19 protein-coding genes and 2 pseudogenes are annotated in these 20,780 nt (G+C 70.0%); 14 read left to right on the top strand and 7 right to left on the bottom strand.

The window, feature by feature from the left end; all coding sequences use genetic code 11:
* The first annotated feature begins 45 nt into the window (after positions 1-45).
* The 9 genes from atpB (at position 46) to ACFYW8_RS37140 (ending at position 7,782) form a co-directional block, all read left to right on the top strand.
* Entirely contained in the window at positions 46-882 is an 837-nt protein-coding gene (gene atpB, locus ACFYW8_RS37100) for a F0F1 ATP synthase subunit A (RefSeq protein WP_389089386.1), read from the top strand.
* A 74-nt stretch (positions 883-956) separates the two neighbouring features.
* Positions 957-1,184, top strand: coding sequence for an ATP synthase F0 subunit C (gene atpE / locus ACFYW8_RS37105; protein ID WP_355844370.1), 228 nt, complete (start codon positions 957-959; stop codon positions 1,182-1,184).
* A 42-nt stretch (positions 1,185-1,226) separates the two neighbouring features.
* On the top strand, positions 1,227-1,769 hold the full coding sequence (locus ACFYW8_RS37110; RefSeq protein ID WP_328553385.1) for a F0F1 ATP synthase subunit B: 543 nt from the start codon (positions 1,227-1,229) through the stop codon (positions 1,767-1,769).
* Positions 1,766-2,587: a F0F1 ATP synthase subunit delta gene (locus ACFYW8_RS37115; protein ID WP_389089229.1), complete on the top strand. Its 822-nt coding sequence runs from the start codon at positions 1,766-1,768 to the stop codon at positions 2,585-2,587. The genes ACFYW8_RS37110 and ACFYW8_RS37115 overlap by 4 nt, the downstream gene beginning before the upstream one ends.
* 124 nt (positions 2,588-2,711) lie before the next feature.
* On the top strand, positions 2,712-4,301 hold the full coding sequence (atpA, locus tag ACFYW8_RS37120) for a F0F1 ATP synthase subunit alpha (RefSeq protein WP_365879491.1): 1,590 nt from the start codon (positions 2,712-2,714) through the stop codon (positions 4,299-4,301).
* 21 nt (positions 4,302-4,322) lie between these two features.
* On the top strand, positions 4,323-5,237 hold the full coding sequence (locus ACFYW8_RS37125; RefSeq protein ID WP_365879493.1) for a F0F1 ATP synthase subunit gamma: 915 nt from the start codon (positions 4,323-4,325) through the stop codon (positions 5,235-5,237).
* Entirely contained in the window at positions 5,237-6,673 is a 1,437-nt protein-coding gene (atpD, locus tag ACFYW8_RS37130; RefSeq protein ID WP_365879495.1) for a F0F1 ATP synthase subunit beta, read from the top strand. Before ACFYW8_RS37125 ends, atpD begins: the two co-directional genes overlap by 1 nt.
* A 127-nt stretch (positions 6,674-6,800) precedes the next feature.
* Entirely contained in the window at positions 6,801-7,175 is a 375-nt protein-coding gene (locus ACFYW8_RS37135; RefSeq protein ID WP_351127806.1) for a F0F1 ATP synthase subunit epsilon, read from the top strand.
* Between the two features lie 160 nt (positions 7,176-7,335).
* Positions 7,336-7,782, top strand: a complete 447-nt coding sequence (locus ACFYW8_RS37140) for a DUF2550 domain-containing protein (RefSeq protein ID WP_365879499.1) — start codon at positions 7,336-7,338, stop codon at positions 7,780-7,782.
* A 583-nt stretch (positions 7,783-8,365) separates the two neighbouring features.
* On the opposite strand, the gene ACFYW8_RS37145 is transcribed toward ACFYW8_RS37140, so the two are convergent.
* The 5 genes and pseudogenes from ACFYW8_RS37145 to ACFYW8_RS37165 all read right to left on the bottom strand — a co-directional run.
* Positions 8,366-10,204 (bottom strand): glycosyl hydrolase family 18 protein, encoded by a 1,839-nt coding sequence (locus tag ACFYW8_RS37145; protein WP_389089241.1) that lies wholly within the window; start codon positions 10,202-10,204, stop codon positions 8,366-8,368.
* Positions 10,205-10,420: 216 nt separating this feature from the next.
* Positions 10,421-11,062 (bottom strand): response regulator transcription factor, encoded by a 642-nt coding sequence (locus ACFYW8_RS37150; protein WP_365879503.1) that lies wholly within the window; start codon positions 11,060-11,062, stop codon positions 10,421-10,423.
* Entirely contained in the window at positions 11,059-12,258 is a 1,200-nt protein-coding gene (locus tag ACFYW8_RS37155) for a histidine kinase (protein WP_365879505.1), read from the bottom strand. Before ACFYW8_RS37155 ends, ACFYW8_RS37150 begins: the two co-directional genes overlap by 4 nt.
* A gap of 155 nt (positions 12,259-12,413) precedes the next feature.
* Positions 12,414-12,986, bottom strand: coding sequence for a cob(I)yrinic acid a,c-diamide adenosyltransferase (locus tag ACFYW8_RS37160; protein WP_389089244.1), 573 nt, complete (start codon positions 12,984-12,986; stop codon positions 12,414-12,416).
* A 13-nt stretch (positions 12,987-12,999) separates the two neighbouring features.
* Positions 13,000-13,296: pseudogene (locus ACFYW8_RS37165) on the bottom strand (ABC transporter permease); the annotation flags it as partial.
* Here ACFYW8_RS37165 and ACFYW8_RS37170 point away from each other — a divergent pair.
* From ACFYW8_RS37170 to ACFYW8_RS37185, 4 genes and pseudogenes are all read left to right on the top strand, one after another.
* A pseudogene (locus tag ACFYW8_RS37170) lies at positions 13,281-13,567 on the top strand (TetR/AcrR family transcriptional regulator); the annotation flags it as partial. The pseudogenes ACFYW8_RS37165 and ACFYW8_RS37170 overlap by 16 nt on opposite strands.
* Before the next feature lie 160 nt (positions 13,568-13,727).
* Entirely contained in the window at positions 13,728-14,576 is an 849-nt protein-coding gene (locus ACFYW8_RS37175; protein WP_389089247.1) for a 3-hydroxyacyl-CoA dehydrogenase family protein, read from the top strand.
* A 213-nt stretch (positions 14,577-14,789) separates the two neighbouring features.
* Positions 14,790-15,113: an STAS domain-containing protein gene (locus tag ACFYW8_RS37180; protein WP_261707178.1), complete on the top strand. Its 324-nt coding sequence runs from the start codon at positions 14,790-14,792 to the stop codon at positions 15,111-15,113.
* Between the two features lie 347 nt (positions 15,114-15,460).
* The gene (locus tag ACFYW8_RS37185; RefSeq protein ID WP_389089251.1) at positions 15,461-18,004 is read left to right on the top strand and encodes an ATP-binding protein; all 2,544 of its coding nucleotides are present in this window, start codon (positions 15,461-15,463) and stop codon (positions 18,002-18,004) included.
* Between the two features lie 70 nt (positions 18,005-18,074).
* Here the strand turns inward: ACFYW8_RS37185 and nucS are convergent, their stop codons facing one another.
* On the bottom strand, positions 18,075-18,746 hold the full coding sequence (nucS, locus tag ACFYW8_RS37190; protein ID WP_365879513.1) for an endonuclease NucS: 672 nt from the start codon (positions 18,744-18,746) through the stop codon (positions 18,075-18,077).
* 364 nt (positions 18,747-19,110) lie between these two features.
* On the opposite strand from nucS, the gene ACFYW8_RS37195 reads away from it, so the two are divergent.
* The gene (locus tag ACFYW8_RS37195; protein WP_365879515.1) at positions 19,111-19,503 is read left to right on the top strand and encodes an SCO5389 family protein; all 393 of its coding nucleotides are present in this window, start codon (positions 19,111-19,113) and stop codon (positions 19,501-19,503) included.
* Between the two features lie 103 nt (positions 19,504-19,606).
* Here ACFYW8_RS37195 and ACFYW8_RS37200 read toward each other — a convergent pair whose 3' ends face one another.
* Positions 19,607-20,635, bottom strand: a complete 1,029-nt coding sequence (locus ACFYW8_RS37200; RefSeq protein WP_365879517.1) for an LLM class flavin-dependent oxidoreductase — start codon at positions 20,633-20,635, stop codon at positions 19,607-19,609.
* Between the last annotated feature and the right edge of the window lie 145 nt (positions 20,636-20,780).

Raw genomic sequence — 20,780 nt, forward strand, 5'->3', positions numbered from 1 at the left:
GTGCGCCGCGCCGACACAACGAGGTTGCCGTACCTATGCGCCACGCTGAAGGAGCCCGCGGTGAGTGCTGACCCGACGCAGGTGCTCGCTTTCGAGACCGACTGCCACATCTTCGAGAACAACGGTTGTGGCTTCCCGGCACCCGGCCTGCACTCGTTCCTGTTCAAGCCCCTGTGGGGCAACGGGGACGTGTACTTCAACAAGACGATGCTCCTGGCGCTGCTCGGCTCGGTTATCGTCGTCGCCTTCTTCTGGGCCGCCTTCCGTAAGCCGAAGGTCGTCCCGGGCAAGCTGCAGATGGTCGCCGAAGCCGGCTACGACTTCATCCGCCGCGGCGTCGTCTACGAGACGATCGGCAAGAAGGAAGGCGAGAAGTACGTACCCCTGGTCGTCTCGCTGTTCTTCTTCGTCTGGATGATGAACCTCTGGTCGATCATTCCGGTCGCCCAGTTCCCGGTCACGGCGATCATCTCGTACCCCGCGGTACTGGCCGGAATCGTCTACGTCGTCTGGGTGTCCCTGACGTTCAAGCGCCACGGATTCGTCGGAGCGTTCAAGAACATCAGCGGCTACGACAAGTCGCTGGGCCCGGTTCTCCCGCTGGCCATGTTCATCGAGCTGCTCTCGAACCTGATCGTCCGGCCGTTCACGCACGCGGTGCGACTCTTCGCGAACATGTTCGCGGGCCACACCCTGCTGCTGCTGTTCACGATCGCCACCTGGTACCTGCTCAACGGCTGGGGCATCGCCTACTCGGGCGTCTCCTTCATCATGGTCATCGTGATGACGGCCTTCGAGCTGTTCATCCAGGCCCTGCAGGCGTACGTGTTCGTGCTGCTGACCTGCACCTTCATCCAGGGCGCGCTGGCCGAGCACCACTGAGCGCCCGTCCTCACGACCCCTCAGTCGTCCGGTGGCCAACCCCCACCGGTCCGTAAAGAAAAGGAATAACTGGCATGCAGACCCTTGCCGCTGTCTCCGGCTCGCTCGGCTCGATCGGTTACGGCCTCGCGGCCATCGGCCCCGGCGTCGGCGTCGGCATCATCTTCGGTAACGGCACCCAGGCGCTCGCCCGTCAGCCTGAGGCCGCCGGTCTGATCCGCGCCAACCAGATCCTCGGCTTCGCCTTCTGTGAGGCGCTCGCCCTCATCGGTCTGGTCATGCCGTTCGTCTACGGCGTCTGATCCATCCGATCAGCGACAGCCCACTAGACGAAAGGCACTGACATGAGCCACATGCTCATTCTGGCGGCCGAGAAGGAAAACCCTCTCATCCCGCCGATCCCCGAGCTTGTCATCGGCCTGCTCGCCTTCGTCATCGTCTTCGGCTTCCTGGCCTGGAAGCTTCTCCCGAACATCAACAAGGTTCTGGAGCAGCGCCGCGAGGCCATCGAGGGCGGTATCGAGAAGGCCGAGGCCGCGCAGACCGAGGCCCAGAGCGTTCTTGAGCAGTACAAGGCTCAGCTCGCCGAAGCCCGGCACGAGGCCGCGCGCCTGCGCCAGGAAGCAACGGAGCAGGGCGCCACGCTCATCGCCGAGATGCGCGCGGAAGGCCAGCGGCAGCGCGAGGAGATCGTCGCCGCCGGTCACACGCAGATCGAGGCCGACCGCAAGGCCGCCGCTCAGGCGCTGCGTCAGGACGTCGGCCACCTGGCCACCGACCTGGCCGGCAAGCTGGTCGGCGAGTCCCTCGAGGACCACGCCCGGCAGAGCCGCGTCATCGACCGTTTCCTCTCCGAGCTTGAGGAGAAGGCCGAGGCGGCTCGATGACTGCACACGGAGCGAGCCGCGAGGCAACCGCAGCCGCACGTGAGCGTCTCGACGCGCTGACGGACTCGACGTCCGTGGACGTGGCGCAGCTCGCCGACGAGCTGGCCGCGGTCACCGCGCTGCTCCACCGCGAGGTGTCGCTGCGTCGGGTCCTCACCGACCCGGCGCAGCCCGGCGAGGCCAAGGCCGAGCTGGTCCAGCGCCTGCTCGGCACCCAGGTGGGCGGCACCGCCGCCGACCTGGTGTCCGGCATGGTGCGTTCCCGCTGGTCGCAGCCCCGCGACCTGGTGGACGCCCTTGAGGAGCTCACCGCCACCGCCGACCTCACGGCGGCGCAGCGGACGGGCGCGCTCGACAACGTCGAGGACGAGCTGTTCCGCTTCGGCCGGATCGTCGCCTCGAACACCGGGCTGCGCGCCGCGCTGACCGACCGGGCCGCCACCACGGCGGCCAAGAGCGAGCTGCTGCGCAGCCTGCTCGGCGGCCGGGCCGACGTGACGACCGAGCGTCTGGTGACGCGCCTTGTGACCGCGCCTCGCGGACGTAGCCTGGAAGCGGGACTCGAGTCCCTGTCCCGGCTCGCCGCCGAGCGCCGCGACCGCATGGTCGCCGTGGTCACCTCGGCGGTGCCGCTGAGTGACGGACAGAAGCAGCGCCTCGGCGCCGCCCTGGCCAAGCTCTACGGCCGCCCGATGCACCTCAACCTCGACGTGGACCCCGATGTCCTCGGCGGGATCCGGGTGCAGGTCGGCGACGAGGTCATCAACGGTTCCCTCGCGGACCGTCTCGAGGACGCCGCCCGCCGCATGGCGAGCTAGTAATCCCATAAGCAGTACGCAATTACGGCCCATGTTGGGCCGTGCAGAGGATTCACCTCTCATAGGGGGGAGTCCATCCCCCCAAGTGAAACTTCGGGCCCAACAAGGAGAGCAGGGAACCCAGATGGCGGAGCTCACGATCCGGCCGGAGGAGATCCGGGATGCGCTGGAGAACTTTGTCCAGTCGTACAAGCCGGACGCGGCCTCGCGCGAGGAGGTCGGTACGGTCACCGTCGCCGGCGACGGTATCGCCAAGATCGAGGGTCTCCCCTCGGCCATGGCGAACGAGCTGCTGAAGTTCGAGGACGGAACCCTCGGCCTCGCGCTGAACCTGGAAGAGCGCGAGATCGGTGCGGTCGTCCTCGGCGAGTTCAGCGGTATCGAAGAGGGCCAGCCGGTGCAGCGCACCGGTGAGGTGCTGTCCGTCGCCGTGGGCGAGGGTTACCTCGGCCGCGTCGTCGACCCGCTCGGCAACCCGATCGACGGCCTCGGCGAGATCGAGACGTCCGGCCGCCGCGCCCTCGAGCTGCAGGCCCCGGGCGTCATGGTCCGCAAGTCGGTGCACGAGCCGATGGAGACGGGCTACAAGGCCGTCGACGCGATGACCCCGATCGGCCGCGGCCAGCGTCAGCTGGTCATCGGCGACCGTCAGACCGGCAAGACCGCGCTGGCCGTCGACACGATCATCAACCAGCGCGACAACTGGCGCTCGGGCGACACCAAGAAGCAGGTCCGCTGCATCTACGTCGCCATCGGCCAGAAGGGTTCGACCATCGCCTCCGTGCGTGGCGCCCTCGAAGAGGCCGGCGCGCTGGAGTACACGACCATCGTCGCCGCCCCGGCGTCCGACCCGGCCGGCTTCAAGTACCTTGCGCCGTACACCGGTTCGGCCATCGGCCAGCAGTGGATGTACGAGGGCAAGCACGTCCTCATCATCTTCGACGACCTCTCGAAGCAGGCCGACGCCTACCGCGCCGTGTCCCTGCTGCTCCGCCGCCCGCCGGGGCGCGAGGCCTACCCCGGTGACGTCTTCTACCTGCACTCCCGTCTGCTGGAGCGCTGCGCGAAGCTCTCCGACGAGATGGGCGCCGGTTCGATGACGGGTCTGCCGATCGTCGAGACCAAGGCGAACGACGTGTCGGCGTTCATCCCGACCAACGTCATCTCCATCACCGACGGCCAGTGCTTCCTGGAGTCCGACCTGTTCAACGCCGGTCAGCGTCCGGCCCTGAACGTCGGTATCTCGGTCTCCCGCGTCGGTGGCTCCGCCCAGCACAAGGCGATGAAGCAGGTCTCCGGCCGTCTTCGCCTCGACCTGGCCCAGTACCGCGAGCTGGAGGCGTTCGCCGCCTTCGGTTCCGACCTGGACGCCGCGTCGAAGGCGCAGCTGGAGCGCGGTCAGCGCCTGGTCGAGCTGCTCAAGCAGGCTCAGTACCAGCCGATGCCGACCGAGGACCAGGTCGTCTCCGTGTGGTCCGCCACCACCGGCAAGATGGACGACGTACCGGTCGCCGACATCCGCCGCTTCGAGAAGGAGCTCCTGGAGTACCTGCACCGCAAGGAGCAGGGCCTCATGACCTCCATCAAGGAGGGCGGCAAGATGTCGGACGACACGCTCACCGCCATCGCGGACGCCATCGTGGACTTCAAGAAGCAGTTCGAGACCTCGGACGGGAAGCTTCTCGGCGAGGACGCTCCGGCCGCCGCCAAGTGACGTAAGGAAGGGACCTGACTCATGGGAGCCCAGCTCCGGGTCTACAAGCGTCGCATCCGATCCGTCACCGCGACCAAGAAGATCACCAAGGCGATGGAGATGATCGCCGCCTCGCGCGTCGTCAAGGCGCAGCGCAAGGTGGCGGCCTCCGCGCCGTACGCGACCGAGCTCACCCGCGCGGTCACGGCGGTCGGTACCGGTTCGAACACCAAGCACCCGCTGACCACGGAGGCGGAGACGGCGACCCGTTCCGCGGTACTGCTCCTCACGAGCGACCGCGGGCTGGCCGGCGCCTTCAACTCCAACAGCATCAAGGCCGCCGAGCAGCTGACGGCGCGCCTCGAGGCCGAGGGCAAGGAGGTCGACACGTACATCGTCGGCCGCCGCGGTCTGGCCCACTACAACTTCCGCGAGCGCAAGGTCGTGGAGTCGTGGTCGGGTTTCACCGACGAGCCCACCTACGCGGACGCGAAGAAGGTCGCGGGTCCGCTCATCGAGGCCATCGAGAAGGAGACGGCGGACGGCGGCGTGGACGAACTCCACATCGTCTACACCGAGTTCGTCTCGATGATGACGCAGACGGCCATCGACGGCCGACTGCTGCCGCTTCGCCTCGAAGAGGTCGCGGAAGAGGCGCCCAAGGGCGAGATCCTTCCGCTGTACGAGTTCGAGCCGTCGGCGGAGGACGTCCTTGACGCCCTCCTGCCGCGCTACGTCGAGAGCCGTATCTACAACGCGCTGCTCCAGTCGGCTGCCTCCAAGCACGCCGCCACGCGCCGCGCGATGAAGTCGGCGACCGACAACGCGGGAGACCTGATCACCACGCTCTCCCGACTTGCCAATGCGGCCCGCCAGGCCGAAATCACCCAGGAAATCAGCGAGATCGTCGGTGGCTCCGCAGCCCTTGCCGACGCGACCGCGGGGAGTGACAAGTAATGACGACGACTTCTGAGACGGCCGTTGCCACGGGCCGCGTCGCCCGGGTCATCGGCCCGGTCGTCGACGTGGAGTTCCCCGTCGACGCGATGCCGGAGATTTACAACGCCCTTCACGTCGAGGTGGCCGACCCGGCCAACGCCGGCGAGAAGAAGACGCTGACCCTGGAAGTCGCCCAGCACCTGGGTGACGGCCTGGTCCGCACGATCTCCATGCAGCCCACCGACGGTCTGGTCCGCCAGGCCGCCGTCACCGACACGGGCGAGGGCATCACCGTCCCCGTCGGTGACTTCACCAAGGGCAAGGTGTTCAACACTCTCGGCGAGGTGCTGAACTCCGACGAGAAGTACTCGGGCGAGCGCTGGTCCATCCACCGCAAGGCCCCGCGCTTCGACGAGCTCGAGTCGAAGACCGAGATGTTCGAGACCGGCGTCAAGGTCATCGACCTCCTCACCCCGTACGTCAAGGGTGGAAAGATCGGTCTGTTCGGTGGTGCCGGTGTCGGCAAGACGGTGCTCATCCAGGAGATGATCTACCGCGTCGCCAACAACCACGACGGTGTCTCCGTGTTCGCCGGTGTCGGCGAGCGCACGCGTGAGGGCAACGACCTCATCGAGGAGATGGCGGACTCGGGCGTCATCGACAAGACCGCCCTGGTCTTCGGTCAGATGGACGAGCCCCCGGGCACCCGTCTGCGCGTGGCCCTCGCGGGTCTGACCATGGCGGAGTACTTCCGCGATGTGCAGAAGCAGGACGTGCTGTTCTTCATCGACAACATCTTCCGCTTCACGCAGGCCGGTTCCGAGGTCTCGACCCTGCTCGGCCGTATGCCCTCCGCGGTGGGTTACCAGCCGAACCTGGCCGACGAGATGGGTCTCCTCCAGGAGCGCATCACCTCGACCCGTGGTCACTCGATCACCTCGATGCAGGCGATCTACGTCCCCGCGGACGACCTGACCGACCCGGCCCCGGCCACCACGTTCGCCCACCTCGACGCGACGACGGTTCTGTCCCGTCCGATCTCCGAGAAGGGCATCTACCCGGCCGTGGACCCGCTGGACTCCACGTCCCGCATCCTGGACCCCCGCTACATCGCGGCGGACCACTACGCGACCGCGATGCGCGTCAAGTCGGTTCTCCAGAAGTACAAGGACCTTCAGGACATCATCGCGATCCTCGGTATCGACGAGCTGGGCGAGGAGGACAAGCTCACCGTTCACCGTGCCCGTCGCGTGGAGCGCTTCCTGTCCCAGAACACCCACGTCGCCAAGCAGTTCACCGGCGTCGACGGGTCGGACGTCCCGCTGGACGAGTCGATCGTGGCCTTCAACGCGATCATCGACGGCGAGTACGACCACTTCCCGGAGCAGGCGTTCTTCCTGTGCGGTGGCATTGAGGACCTCAAGGCCAACGCCAAGGAGCTCGGCGTCTCCTGAACCTCGTGTTCTGAGTGAAGGGGCAGGACCGCGCCTCGCGGGGTGCGGTCCTTCCCCCTCCGTACGCCTACTAGACTTTGACCCAACACCCGGCAGCAACGCCGGGTGGTGACCCGAGGAGCCCACCTTGGCTGCTGAGCTGCACGTCGAGCTCGTCGCCGCGGACCGTAGTGTCTGGTCCGGCGAGGCCACCCTGGTCGTCGCGCGTACCACGTCCGGCGACATCGGCGTCATGCCCGGTCACCAGCCGCTTCTCGGTGTGCTGGAGTCGGGCCCGGTGACCATCCGTACGAGTGATGGTGGAACGGTCATCGCCGCGGTGCACGGCGGTTTCATCTCATTCGCTGACAACAAGCTGTCGCTGCTGGCCGAGATCGCCGAGCTGTCGGACGAGATCGACGTCCAGCGTGCGGAGCGGGCGCTCGAGCGCGCGAAGTCGGACGCCGACGCGTCCGCCGAGCGCCGCGCGGACGTCCGCCTGCGTGCGGTGGCGACCCGCTGACCATCGGTGCGACCCCAGCCCTTCGGGCGCCGGGGGAGCACTGTGTGAAGCTTTGCCTCAGCCGCGGCTGGGACCGGATCACTCCGGCCCTGGCCGCGGCTGTGGCAAATCCGGAAGTTTTTTCTTTTCCGTTACCTAGGAGACGAGGAGGTCGGTGTCGATGGTCCTCGCTCTGACTGTGTGCGGAGTGCTTGTAGCGCTTGTAGTGGTGGGGCTGTTCGTCTTCGGCCTCCGCCGCAGGCTGATCCAGCGTTCCGGGGGAACGTTCGACTGCAGCCTGCGCTGGGACGTCCCCGAGAAGGGTGACCCCAGCGGCAAGGGCTGGAGTTACGGTGTCGCCCGCTACAACGGCGACCGGATCGAGTGGTACCGCGTCTTCTCGTACGCCCCCCGCCCGCGCCGCGTCCTCGAACGCTCGGCGATCGAGGTGGCCGGCCGCCGTGTCGCGGAGGGCGAGGAGGAGCTCGCGCTGCTCTCCGACGCGATAATCCTCGCCTGTGTCCATCGTGGGACGCGCCTCGAACTGGCGATGAGCGAGGACGCGCTGACCGGTTTCCTCGCCTGGCTGGAAGCGGCCCCGCCCGGACAACGGGTGAACGTCGCGTAGCGACGTTCAGGGCCCCGTTGGGTGGGGGTCCCCCCGGCCGCGGAGCGGTTGGGGGAGGGTGAACGTCGCGTAGCGACGTTCAGGGCCCCGTTGGGTGGGGGTCCCCCCGGCCCCGTTGGGTGGGGGAGGGTGAACGTCGCGTAGCGACGTTCAGGGCCCCGTTGGGTGGGGGAGGGTGAACGTCGCCTGATCCAGCCCGCCCCTCGGCGAACGGTACGGGCCCCGCGGGCCCGGCGTCCCGCCGTCGCGCGCCCTCGGCCCGGCGTACGTCCGCCCCGCGGTCTCGCCTCCGGCGTCCCGCTGCCATGAGGCCCCGCGGCCGCACGCCCTGAGCCTGGCTGCCCGGCGTCCTGCGGTCCGCAGCCCGTCCGCTCTGCGTCTCCTGGCCTCGGGCCTGAAGTCCTGCGGCCCCGCCCCGGGTCCGGCCCGCCCGCGGCCTCGCGCCCCGCTGCCCGACGCCTCCGGCGGTCTTTTGCCCCAGCCCCCCGTTGCCCCTGCCCCGGCCCCTGCGGGCGGGAAGACACAGCGCCGCGGGCGGACCCGGAGGTCTGCCCGCGGCGCTGGTTCGGGGGTGGGACGGGGACTAGCTCAGGCCGCTGTTGATGGCGCCGACGAGTTCACCGTTGCTGGTGTCACCGCTGAACTCCCAGAAGAAGGCGCCGCCCAGGCCCTGGCTCTTGGCCCACGACATCTTCGTTCCGATGGTCGCCGGGGTGTCGTACGACCACCAGTTGTTGCCGCAGTAGGCGTACGCGGTGCCGGCGACGAGGCCGGTGGCGGGGCAGGACGTCTTGAGGACCTTGTAGTCCTCGATGCCCTGCTCGTACGTACCGGCCGCCGGGCCGGTCGCCGTGCCGCCGGGCGCGGACTGGGTGACACCGGTCCAGCCACGGCCGTAGAAGCCGATGCCGATCAGCAGCTTGTTCGCGGGCACGCCCTTCGACCTGAACTTGGCGATCGCGTCGGCCGTGTCGAAGCCGGGCGTCGGGATGCCGCTGTACGAGGTGAGCGGGGAGTGCGGGGCCGTCGGGCCCTGTGCCGCGAAGGCGCCGAAGAAGTCGTACGACATCACGTTGTACCAGTCGACGTACTGCGAAGCGCCCGCGTAGTCCGCGGCGTCGATCTTGCCGCCGGAGGTGCCGTCGGCCGTGGTGGCCGCCGTGACCAGGTTGCTCGTGCCGAACTTGGCGCGCAGGGCCTGCATCAGGTTCTTGTAGGCCGCGGCACCGCTGGTGTCACAGGACAGACCACAGGCGTTCGGGTACTCCCAGTCGATGTCGATGCCGTCGAAGACATCGGCCCAGCGAGGGTCCTCCACGAGGTTGTAGCAGGACTGCGCGAAGGCGGCCGGGTTGGCGGCGGCCTGGGCGAAGCCGCCGGACCAGGTCCAGCCGCCGAAGGACCAGAGGATCTTGATGTTCGGGTACTTGGCCTTCAGCTCGCGCAGCTGGTTGAAGTTGCCGCGCAGCGGCTGGTCCCAGGTGTCGGCGACGCCGCTGACCGACTGGTCGGCGGTGAAGGCCTTGTCGTAGTCGGCGTAGGAGTCGCCGATCGCGCACTGGCCGTTGGTGACGTTGCCGAAGGCGTAGTTGATGTGCGTGATCTTGGCGGCCGAGCCCGAGGTCACCAGGTTCTTGACCTGGTAGTTGCGGCCGTAGATGCCCCACTCGGTGAAGTAGCCGAGCTTGACGGCGTTGCCGGCGGGCGGCGGGGTGGTGGTGCCGCCGGTGGTGTGGACCGCGACCGCGCCGCTGACCGGACCGGTCTGGTCGGCGGTGTCACGGGCCTGCACGGTGTACGAGTAGTCGGTGCCGGCGGTCAGACCGGTGTCCGTGTACGAGGTCGTCGTCACGGTCGCGACCTTGGTGCCGCCGCGCAGGACGTCGTAGTTCTTGACGCCCTTGTCGTCGGTGGCCGCGCTCCAGGAGAGCTTCACCGAGGTGTCGGCGACGGAGGAGGCGGTGGGGGTGCCGGGAGTGGAGGGGGCCGCGTCGCCGGGGACGGTGGTGCCGCCGTCGCAACTGCCGCCGTTCAGGGTGCAGTTGGAGGGCGAGCCGGAGCCCGCGCCGTTGAAGCCGAAGGAGACGGAGGCGCCCGCGGCGAGACTGCCGTTGTAGGACTTGTTCTTGGCGGTCCAGTGGGTGCCGGAGCTGGTGACGTCCGCGTCCCAGGCCGAGGTGACGGAGGTGCCGGCGGGGAAGTCCCACTGGATCGTCCACGAGCTGATCGCGGTGGTACCGGTGTTCTTGACCGTCCACTTGCCTTCGAACCCAGTGCCCCAGTCCTGGGTCTTGGCGTACGTGGCGGTGGCGGTGTCGGCGGCCTGGGCGGGACCCGCGAGGCCGACGAGGGCGGCGAGGGGGAGGAGCAGGGTGGTGAGCCCTGCCACTGCTCGGTGTCCGGCTCTCTGCCTGAAGCGCATGAAGCCTCTCCTCTTTGGTCTGGTGCTCCGGGGCGTTGCAGCGGGTGGGGGGTCGCGATCGCGCTCCGCCTGTCGGGGCGTGTGCTCGCTCGCGCTCCTGCCGGCGTCGTGCCCCATCGACTGGGGGTGTCGTGGGCATGCCTAAGCGCAGTGGGGCGAGAATAGAAAGGTCTGGACCACGAGTCAATAGGTCTGGACCAGTGAATCGGGGTTGGGCTAGATCCCCAACTCCTGTGCCAGGACCGCCGCTTGGGCCCGGTTGCGCAGTTCCAGCTTGCCCAGCAGGCGGCTGACGTGGGTCTTCGCCGTCGCCTCTGCCATCGTGAGCCGCTTCGCGATCTCCGCGTTCGACAGCCCTTCACCCAGACAGGAAAGAACCTCGCGCTCGCGCCTGGTCAGCGCGTCCAGGACGGCCGGATCGGCGGTCGGCTCGCGTACGGGCTTCGCCGCGAACTCGGCGATGAGCCGACGCGTGACCGCCGGTGCGATCAGGCCCTCCCCGCGCGCCACCGTCCGTACCGCCTCCAGCAGATCCCGCGCTTCGGTGTTCTTCAGCAGGAAGCCCGACGCGCCCGCGCGCAGCGCACCGAAGACGTACTCGTCGAGATCGAAGGTGGTCAGTACGAGGACGTCGGCGAGTTGACCGGCGACCACCTGCCGGGTGGCGGACACCCCGTCCAGGCGCGGCATCTGCACATCCATCAGGACGAGATCCGGCCGCAGCTCGCGGGCGAGGGCCACTGCCTGTTCCCCGTCCGCCGCCTCGCCGACCACCTCGATGTCGGGTGCGCTGCGCAGGATGAGGACGAGCCCGGCGCGTACCGTGGACTGGTCCTCGGCGACGAGCACTCGGATCATGCTTCCGCTCCGCGGGTGAGAGTGAGGGCGAGCGGCACGGTGGCGCGCACGGTCCAGGTCCGGGCGGCGGGGGAGTCCTCGGGCCCGGCCTCGAAGGTGCCCCCGAGGAGTGCGACCCGCTCCCGCATCCCGACCAGGCCGGCCCCCGAGCCTGGAGCGCGCGGCCCCTCCCGGCCACCGTGAGGACTGGTGATCCGCACGGTGAGCGATTCGTCGGCCCGGGTGAGCGCGACGGTGACCCGGCCCGGCGCGGCGTGCTTGAGGGCGTTGGTGAGGGACTCCTGGACGATCCGGTACGCGGCGAGCTCGACCGGCGCCGGCAGCCGCTCCCCGTGTGCTGCCTCGAGCGTCACGTCGAGCCCGTTGGTGCGGGCGCCCGTGAGCAGTGCTTCGAGACCGTCGAGCGTGGGCGCCGCCGCGGGCTCCCGGTCGTCGCTGTCGTCCCGCAGGATGCCGATCAGCCGCCGCATCTCGGCGAGGCCCTCGACGCTGTTCTCCCGGATCACGGCGAGGGCGTCCTGCGAGGTCCTCGGGTCGTCGAGGGAGAGCGCGGCCGTGGAGTGGATGGCGATGGCCGACAGATGGTTGGCGACCATGTCGTGCAGTTCCCGGGCCATCCGGGCGCGTTCGGCGTTGACCGCCTGTGTGCGGTCCGTCTCGGCGAGGAGCGCGGTCTGCTCGGCGCGCAGCCGGGCCGCCTCGGCGGCGTCGCGGTGGTTGCGCACGACCCAGCCGGTGGCGGTCGGCGCGAGCGCCACCACTCCGACGCCGACACCGATCAACAGCGTGCCGGGGGTGCGCCAGAGCGCGAAGGGCAGCACCGCGCCGATCACCGTGAGCAGACCGGTGATCCAGGGCAGGCGCCGGGCCGAGGCGGGTGTGCCGTACAGGACGGCCGCGTACATGAGGTCCGTGAACATCACGACGGTGGCCACGCTGCCCAGGGTCACCGTGTCGGTGACGAGCGCGGCCGTGCCGGCCAGCAGGGCCGCCTTCGGCCGGGTGCGGCGCAGCAGTTCGCAGCCGGCCGTCACGGCCAGCGGCACCAGCAGTGCCCAGCGCGCGGACCACACGACGAGGCTGTCGCCCGGGGTCCGGGGGCTGAGTCCGACGGCCCACAGGAGCAGGCCGCCCAGGAGCCCGCCCACCGCGATGCGCACGTCGTCGCGGTGCGGGCGCGGGAGAGTTCTGGGCATGGCTCCATCCAACACGGCGCACGGGCGGCCCGCCTGGTCCTCGGGGAGGGGCCGCGACTGCATCCTTCGATGTACCGCGGCCTTCTCACCGCCGACGGCGAGTCGCCCGCGTCGGCCCGGAAGCCCGTGCGGGCGGCCGGCCGCGGCGGGGTGTCTCAGCGTTCCCCGCCGGGGACCCACAGGACGTCGCCCACCGCGTTGTTCGCGGTCCGGGCCAGGATGAAGAGCAGGTCGGACAGGCGGTTGAGGTAGGTCGCGGTCAGGGGGTTCATGGCCTCGCCGTGGACCTCCAGCGCAGCCCAGGTGGAACGCTCGGCCCGGCGTACGACCGTGCACGCCTGGTGCAGGAGGGCCGCGCCGGCGGTGCCGCCGGGCAGGATGAAGGAGCGGAGCTTCTCCAGCCGTTCGTTGAAGAGGTCGCAGTCCGCCTCCAGCTTGTCGACGTAGAACTGCTCCACCCGCAGCGGCGGGAACTCGGGGTCCTCGACCACCGGCGTCGACAGGTCCGCACCCACGTCGAACAGGTCGTTCTGGACGCGGGTGAGGACCTTGACGACCTCCGCCTCCAGGCCGCCCAGCGCGATCGCCGTGCCGATCACCGCGTTCGCCTCGTTGGCGTCGGCGTACGCCGAGATCCGCAGATCGGTCTTGGCGACCCTGCTCATGTCCCCGAGGGCGGTGGTGCCCCGGTCGCCGGTCCTGGTGTAGATGCGCGTCAGATTGACCATGGGGTCAGCCTAGTTAGGCACCGGCCCGCCGGAAGGCCCGTGTGCCCACCGTCACGGCGGCCGCCGTGAGAGTGAGGGCCACCGGCACGCCGTACAGCATGTGCGCGGTGGCGTACGAGCCGACGTGGGCGTCCCGCACCGCGTCCACCGGATAGCGCAGCGGCATGAGGTGCGAGAGGACGTCCAGCCGGCCGGGGGCCAGGGACATCGGCAGCATCAGACCGGAGAGCAGCATGGACGGCATGGTCGGCGCGTTGACGGCGGGGCCGAACTCCTGGGGCGTACGGACCTTCGTCCCCCGCGCTCCGCTCGCGGCCCTGGGCGATCGGCCAGGAGACCCTGGGGAACCCGGAGGAAGCCCTGCGCGAGGAGGTCGGCGCGCCGCCCGAGGACCCGCTGCCGGGTCTCGTCGCCGGTCGGATCAACTGGGTGCACCAGACCGTCGTGTCGGTCATCGGCCGCGAGATGATGGCCGGTCGCAATCCGGACGAAGTGTCACGAGAGATCCTCGTGCTCCTCGACGACATCGAGGACCTGTTAGCCGGAAGGTCCTCAACTACGCCGTACGGGCGGCCGGGTGACCCGCGCCGGTGCCGCGCCCGCGGGCCGGGACGTGACGGGTGTCTCACGCCCTGAGACCGTGACACGCATTACTTACGGGTTGCCCGGCCCTTCCCGAACGCTACTCTCCGCCGAAGAGGCATACACAAGCAGCGTGTTAAGCGTGTTGAGGGAGTCGGAGTGGCAGGGAAGCTCGCCGTCATCGGAGCCGGACTCATGGGGTCCGGTATTGCTCAGGTCTCCGCACAGGCGGGCTGGGACGTCGTCCTGCGCGATGTCACCGACGAGGCGTTGAACCGCGGCCTCGACGGCATCAAGGCCTCGTACGACAGGTTCGTGAGCAAGGGCAGGCTGGAAGCCGCGGACGCGGAGGCCGCCCTCGCGCGCATCACGGCGACCACGGACCTGGAAGCGGCCGCCGACGCGGACATCGTCGTCGAGGCGGTCTTCGAGAAGCTCGAGGTCAAGCACGAGATCTTCCAGGCGCTCGACAAGATCGTCCGCCCCGACACCGTGCTCGCCTCCAACACCTCCGCGATCCCGATCACCAAGATCGCGGCGGCCACGGAGCGCCCGGAGCGGGTCGTCGGCGTGCACTTCTTCTCGCCGGTGCCGATGATGCAGCTCGTCGAGCTGGTCCGCGGTTACAAGACCAGCGACGAAACGCTCGCCACCGCGCGGGAGTTCAGCGAGTCGGTCGGCAAGACCTGCATCGTCGTCAACCGTGACGTCGCCGGGTTCGTGACCACCCGCCTCATCTCGGCCCTCGTCGTCGAGGCGACGAAGCTGTACGAGTCGGGCGTGGCCACCGCCGAGGACATCGACCTCGCCTGCCGGCTGGGCTTCGGCCACGCCATGGGACCCCTGGCCACCGCCGACCTCACGGGCGTCGACATCCTGCTGCACGCCACCGGCAACATCTACACCGAGACCCAGGACGAGAAGTTCGCGCCGCCGGAGCTGATGCGCCGGATGGTTGACGCCGGTGACATCGGGCGCAAGAGCGGGCAGGGCTTCTACAAGCACTGAACGATCACGCGGCGGCCGGAACCGGTCGCCGCACGGGCCGCGGAGCCGCACACGCCTCTCGGGTGTCACCCCATCAGGTGAATTCGGTATCGGTTCGCTTACAGACGGCAACCTCCGCGGCCCTCAGGCAGTCAGACCAGGCACAACATGCAGACGCGAAGACGCGGAAACAGACACACGCGGAGTTACGAGACAGATTCTCGGGGAGCGCATATGTACATCAGGGGCGACCACGCCGAGCTGGTCGTCGGGGGCCGCCTCGACGTACGCAGCGCGGCGGACGCCCGTACGGTCCTGCACTCGGCCGTCGACGACGGAGCGGGCGACCTGGTGCTGGACCTGTCCGAGCTGGACTCCTGGGATGCCACCGGGCTCGGTGTCATCATGGGGGCCCACCGACGCGCCGGGCGGTGCGGCCGACGGCTCGTACTGCGCGGCGTACCACCACAGATGCAGCGCCTGCTGGTGGCCACCCGGCTGCACCGGATCCTGGCGATCGAGGGTGGTATCGGGGTCGAATCGCTGCCCCGGGTGTGACCTGAGCGCGCGCCCCGATCGCTCCGCGTGCCCCAGTCGTTCCGCGTGCGCGACCACGTGCGCGCGCCCCACTCGCTCCGCGTCCGCGCGCCCCGCTCGCTCTCCATACGCGACCGCGTACGCGTCCTGACCGGCGCACGAAGCACACCACGTGCACAATCCTCACGAAGCTGTGACGGTTCGGACGGCGCGGTACCCCGCCTGTTCGTCGATACTGTGCGAAGGTTTAGGGTTCGGCTGCCCGCCGACCGAAACCCTACGAGCGGGCACCGGACCAGAAGCGACAGAGCGGTGTGCAGCCAGGCCGGGAGGGCATCGGCACACGACGCTTTTGGGGGGCTTGGAACATGGACCCGATCAACCGGGGATCCGAAGAGTACGGCCATGACGACGACGGCCAGGCGCCTCGCCCGCGCCCGCCGCGTGACCCGCTCGCAACCGACCTGGGCCAGCACAAGCCCGTGGTCGTCCGCACGGTCCGCCTCGTCGCGGGCGAATTCCTGCTCACCGTCAACCCCGTCGACGGCAGCGAGATGGAGAACTGCCCGCCGCACGAGCGACCGCAGCCGCCGGTCAAGCACGGCGCCGCCGAACGCGCGGAGCTGGACCGCGCGGCCCGGCCGCCCGTTCCGCCCGGCCCGGCACAGCCCCGGCTGCCGCTCCTGGAGCGCCAGGAGGAGCGCGAGCGGCTCGTACGCCTCCTCGCGCGCGGGCGCTCGGTGCGACTGACCGGTCCCTCGGGATCGGGCCGTACCGTCCTGCTCGACGCCGTCGCCGACGACTGCGCCGACCTCGCCCCCGACGGCGTCATCCGCCTCTCCGGCTACGGGCGCACGGCGAGCGACCTGCTCCACGACCTCTTCGCCGCCGTCTACGAAGCCCCCCTGCACCGCCCGGACCGCGAGGAACTGCTCCGGCTCGTCCACGAGATCGGCGCGGTCGTCGTCCTCGACGACGCGGAGATCGGCGGCAGCGCCCTCGACGTGCTGCTCGACGCCACCCCCGAGTGCGCCTTCGTGATCGCCGCCACCCCCGACATACCGGCCCCGTCCGCCCACGCGCTCCTCGAAGAGGTCGTCCTCGGCGGCCTCGACCGCAGCGGCGGACTCGAACTGCTGGAGCGCGCCGTCGGACGGGTACTGACCGAGGACGAGTCGAACTGGGCGGGCGACCTCTGGTTCGAGTCCGAGGGACTGCCCCTGCGCTTCATCCAGGCCGGCGCCCTGCTGCGGCAGCGCGACCGGCTGCGGGCCGGCGAGGACGCCTTCGACGACTACGGCGTCTTCCAGGAGGCCCCGGACGACGCGCCCTTCGAGGTCGGCGACGGCCACGACGCCCCGCTGCCCTCCCTCGCCGAGGGCGCCGCGCCCGCCGCGCTGCTCGCCTCCCGGCTGAGCGACTCGGCGCGCGCCACCCTGCGCTTCGCCGTCGCGCTCGGCGGCGAGGTGCCCCACCAGGCCCATCTGCCCGCACTCGTGGGCGACACCCACGCCGACGCGGCGCTCGCCGAACTCGCGGGCAGCGCGCTGGTCTCCCCGGTCGGCTCCCGCTACCGGCTCGCCGCCGGGGTGCAGGCCCAGCTGGAGGCCTCGGGATACGCGGACACCCTCCAGGAGAGCGTGCTCGCCGCCGCCCAGCACTACACATGGTGGGCCGGGCACCCCTCGGTCACTCCGGAGCGCGTCTGCGCCGAGGCCGACGCGCTGCTCGCCGCGCTCGACGTGCTCGTCCCGGTCACCACCGTCCCGGAGGACGAGGAGGACGAGAGCGTCTCCGTCCAGCTCGCCCGCACGGCCGCGCCCGCCTTCGCGGCGGGGCTGCACTGGAGCGCCTGGGAACGCGCCCTGCGCTTCGGCGTCGAGGCCTCCGAGCTGGCCGACGATGTCGGGGAACAGGCCTATTTCCACCACGAGTTGGGCGTCCTCGCGCTCTGCGGCCATCAGCTGGACCGGGCCCGCGCCGAACTGGAGGCCTCCGTCGCCATGCGCGGCGCGCTGGCCGACAAGCGCGGCACCATCGCCGGTCGCCGCGCCCTCGCGCTGGTCGCCGACCGCTCCGGGACCCTGCAGCTCACCGCCGGGCGCACCCCGGCGGGCGAAGAGGTCCCCGACGCGCGGCACGACGAGTCGATGTCGCCTCCCGGCGGTGTGACGGCAGTCTTCTCCCGGACCGACCAGTCCGGCGACACCGTGACGGTGCTCGCCCACCCGGCCGGCCCCGGCGCCCCCGCGGCCAAGCGGCAGGGCATCGCGGAGCGGCTGGTCAACGGCACCAGGCGCAACCTGGTGGCCGCGGGAGCGGGCGCGCTCCTCGTCGCCGTCCTCGGCACCGTGGTGACCCTCGGCGCGACCTCGGACCACAGCAACGACACCCCCTCGGAGAAGGTCGGCGTCAACCCGGCGCCCACGCAGGGCAGCCAGGACGACAGCCTGGGCGCGGACAAGGCGAAGAAGGGTGACGACTCCTCTCCCAGCGCCGTCGCCACGCCCACCGACCCGGGGCCCGACGGCACCTACGGCACCTCGGACGACCCGACGCCTCCGGTCACGGCCACGGCCGGCCATCGGCCGTCCGACGAGCCGAGCGGGACGCACACGACCTCGGGCAAGCCCTCGAAGTCGCCGTCCGCGTCGCCCTCGAAGTCGCCCTCGGGCAAACCGTCGCCGACCGGTACGAAGCCGAGCGGTTCGCCCTCGCCGACCGGCACGAAGACGAGCCCGCCGCCGTCCGCCTCGCCCTCGGCCAGTACGCCGACGGCTCCCGCCACCTCGAACTCCGCGAGCGGCCCCGTGTCGAGCAGCGCGCCGGTGAGCACCTCGGCCGGTGTTCCGGCCGGCGGCGGGCCGACGGGCACCGGCGTCGCCACGTCGCCGGGCGGCGCGGTGATCTGACCGGACGGAACGGGAGAGGGCCGGACCCGACATCGGGTCCGGCCCTCTCCCGTATACGAACCCGGGGGTATCAGAACAGTCGCAGCTTGTCGTCCTCGATACCGCGCAGTGCGTCGTAGTCCAGGACCGTGCAGCCGATGCCGCGGTCGGTGGCGAGGACGCGGGCCTGCGGCTTGATCTCCTGGGCGGCGAAGACGCCGCGGACCGGCGCGAGGTGCGGGTCGCGGTTCAACAGCTCCAGGTAGCGCGTGAGTTGCTCCACGCCGTCGATCTCGCCGCGGCGCTTGATCTCCACGGCGACGGTCTGCCCCTCGGCGTCCCGGCACAGGATGTCGACCGGGCCGATGGCCGTCATGTACTCGCGGCGGATGAGCGAGTAGCCCTCGCCGAGGGTCTCGATGCGGTCGGCGAGCAGCTCCTGGAGGTGCGCTTCCACGCCGTCCTTGATCAGGCCGGGGTCCACGCCGAGTTCGTGCGAGGAGTCGTGGAGGATCTCCTCCATCGTGATGATGAGCTTCTCGCCCGCCTTGTTGATGACGGTCCAGGTGCCTTCGTCGTCGCCTGACCCCTCCTTCAGTGTGCAGGGCGGCGACATCCAGTTGAGGGGCTTGTAGGCCCGGTCGTCCGCGTGGATCGAGACGCTGCCGTCCGCCTTCACGAGGATCAGGCGGGGGGCCGACGGGAGATGGGCGGTGAGCCGGCCCGCGTAGTCCACGGAACAGCGGGCAATGACGAGACGCATGGTCGGCAACGCTACTCGACCGGCGGCGGTGCACGCGATTCCCCGGCCCCTCTCCCGTGATCACCCCCGGCGAAGAACCTGCGGTTCGCCCCTTTCGTCCTCGTGTTGCCCTCCCGGCTCCGGTCGCGGCGCCAGGCCCGCGTTTTCGCGGGTCACCCCATTGATCCTGAAGGTTCCCTGTTCGGTCGTGGCTGATTGTCGGCCCACCGGGCGTTCGCTATGTGCCCATTCTCCTGGTGCCGTTACCTGGCGATGCTTACCGTATGAACGGGAGGTCGCGATGCGGGTACTCAGCGTGTTCGATATCGCGATCCCCGTCCCTGTCCGGCAACCCCCGAGGTATGGGGGTGCGAGAGGAGAACCCATGTCGCTCGACGTCTCACCGGCCCTACTCCAACAGGCCGAGCGAGGCGAGGTCGACGAAGCTGACTTCGTCGACTGCGTCCGGACCTCCCTGCCCTACGCGTGGGAGATGATCAGCTCCCTGGTGGCCCAGCTGAAGGTGGACGGCGGAAAGTTCGCCGACAACCAGACGCCCCCGCCGGACGAGCAGGCACGTGGCCAGCTGCTGCGTGCGCTCGCGAGTGACGCGATACGCGGCGCGCTGCAGCGGCACTTCGGAGTGCGGCTGGCCTTCCAGAACTGCCACCGGGTGGCGGTGTTCCCACTGGACGACTCGGTGGAGGACACACTGGCACGCTTCACCTCGGTCCGCAGTCAGCTGCTCAATCAGTCCCCTGAGTTCAGGGACTGCTGACGCACTGAGCCGCATTGCTTGCCGCTCCGTACGCGGGAGGTGCATTGGTACCGGGGCGGCAAGCTCCCCGCGGCTCCGGCCCGCCCGGCCGGAGCTCGTGCGGTCACCGCAGACGGGGCAGCACCTCGGTCCCGAGCCGTCGTACGTTGTCCTCGGTCGCCGCCAGATCGCCCGATCCCTCGACGAGCAGCGCGAAACGCGTGATGCCGGTCCGCTCCGAGGTCGCCGCGAGCCGGTCGGCGCACAGCCGTGGGGTGCCCACCGGGTGCAGCCCGCAGAGCAGTTCGGTGTACGCCACCGGGTCCCGCATCGAGCGGGGGCGGCCGTCGACCGTCACATGGGCGTCCAGTCCCTGCCTCAGCCAGCCGGGCATCGCCTTGACGAGCGTCTCGACCGCGTCGGTGCGGCGGTCCGCGATCTGGCAGACGCCGGCGGAGACATGGGCGGCCGTGAGGATCTCGTCCGACGGGCGGCCCGCCGCGCGCGCGTGCTGCCGCCACAGCGCGACCATTTCGGCCTTCTCCTCGTCCCCGACGTGCATGCCGAGCAGCATCGGCAGTCCGCGCTCGGCGGCGAGCCGAACGCTCGACGGTGAGGTGCACGCGACGACGACCTCGGGACCCGGGGCGCCGCTCAGCGCCTCCGACGGGCGTGGCACGACGGGGACTTCGCGGAACGAGAAGCGCTCTGAGGTACCGGCGACGGACGGCTCGCGCAGCCAGCGGACCAGCAGATCGAGTGACTCGGGGAATCCTTGTTCGTACGCCGCGAGGCCCGCGCCGAAGACCTCCAGGTCGACCCAGGGGCCGCCGCGGCCGACCCCGAGCGAGAACCGCCCGCCGGACGTCAGGTGCAGCAGCGCGGCCTGCTCGCCGAGCGCCACGGGATGGACGGTGGGAAGGACGCTGACCGCCGTGCCGATCCGGATACGGTGGGTGCGGCCGAGCAGATACGCGGCGAGTGTGATGGCCGACGGGCATGTCCCGTACGGGACGAAATGGTGCTCGGCCAGCCAGACCGCGTCGAGCCCGGCCTCCTCGGCGACCTCGGCCGACCGCACCGCGCGGTGCAGGGCCTCCCCCTGGCCCTGGCCAGGGAACTGGGCGGCCAGTACAAAGCTTCCAACGTGCATCGAACTTCCTGCTTCCTCGGCTCCGACACGGAGCTCCCCCACCCGGCATAACCGCGTGACACGTGCCGAAGACACGGCCTTGCGGAGAGATTTGCGGATTGTCTGGGAATTGGGCTGTCCGATGGGGGATCTGCGGGGGTTGGCG

It is taken from the genome of Streptomyces sp. NPDC002742, from assembly GCF_042888885.1.
GTDB lineage: Bacteria > Actinomycetota > Actinomycetes > Streptomycetales > Streptomycetaceae > Streptomyces.

Bases quoted from the DNA above. Each gene is read 5' to 3' on its own strand.
- atpE (WP_355844370.1), top strand. From the start codon at position 957: ATGCAGACCCTTGCCGCTGTCTCCGGCTCGCTCGGCTCGATCGGTTAC.
- ACFYW8_RS37110 (WP_328553385.1), top strand. From the start codon at position 1,227: ATGAGCCACATGCTCATTCTGGCGGCCGAGAAGGAAAACCCTCTCATC.
- ACFYW8_RS37115 (WP_389089229.1), top strand. From the start codon at position 1,766: ATGACTGCACACGGAGCGAGCCGCGAGGCAACCGCAGCCGCACGTGAG.
- atpA (WP_365879491.1), top strand. From the start codon at position 2,712: ATGGCGGAGCTCACGATCCGGCCGGAGGAGATCCGGGATGCGCTGGAG.
- ACFYW8_RS37125 (WP_365879493.1), top strand. From the start codon at position 4,323: ATGGGAGCCCAGCTCCGGGTCTACAAGCGTCGCATCCGATCCGTCACC.
- atpD (WP_365879495.1), top strand. From the start codon at position 5,237: ATGACGACGACTTCTGAGACGGCCGTTGCCACGGGCCGCGTCGCCCGG.
- ACFYW8_RS37140 (WP_365879499.1), top strand. From the start codon at position 7,336: ATGGTCCTCGCTCTGACTGTGTGCGGAGTGCTTGTAGCGCTTGTAGTG.
- ACFYW8_RS37145 (WP_389089241.1), bottom strand. From the start codon at position 10,204: ATGCGCTTCAGGCAGAGAGCCGGACACCGAGCAGTGGCAGGGCTCACC.
- ACFYW8_RS37150 (WP_365879503.1), bottom strand. From the start codon at position 11,062: ATGATCCGAGTGCTCGTCGCCGAGGACCAGTCCACGGTACGCGCCGGG.
- ACFYW8_RS37155 (WP_365879505.1), bottom strand. From the start codon at position 12,258: ATGCCCAGAACTCTCCCGCGCCCGCACCGCGACGACGTGCGCATCGCG.
- ACFYW8_RS37160 (WP_389089244.1), bottom strand. From the start codon at position 12,986: ATGGTCAATCTGACGCGCATCTACACCAGGACCGGCGACCGGGGCACC.
- ACFYW8_RS37180 (WP_261707178.1), top strand. From the start codon at position 14,790: ATGTACATCAGGGGCGACCACGCCGAGCTGGTCGTCGGGGGCCGCCTC.
- ACFYW8_RS37185 (WP_389089251.1), top strand. From the start codon at position 15,461: ATGGACCCGATCAACCGGGGATCCGAAGAGTACGGCCATGACGACGAC.
- nucS (WP_365879513.1), bottom strand. From the start codon at position 18,746: ATGCGTCTCGTCATTGCCCGCTGTTCCGTGGACTACGCGGGCCGGCTC.
- ACFYW8_RS37195 (WP_365879515.1), top strand. From the start codon at position 19,111: ATGTCGCTCGACGTCTCACCGGCCCTACTCCAACAGGCCGAGCGAGGC.
- ACFYW8_RS37200 (WP_365879517.1), bottom strand. From the start codon at position 20,635: ATGCACGTTGGAAGCTTTGTACTGGCCGCCCAGTTCCCTGGCCAGGGC.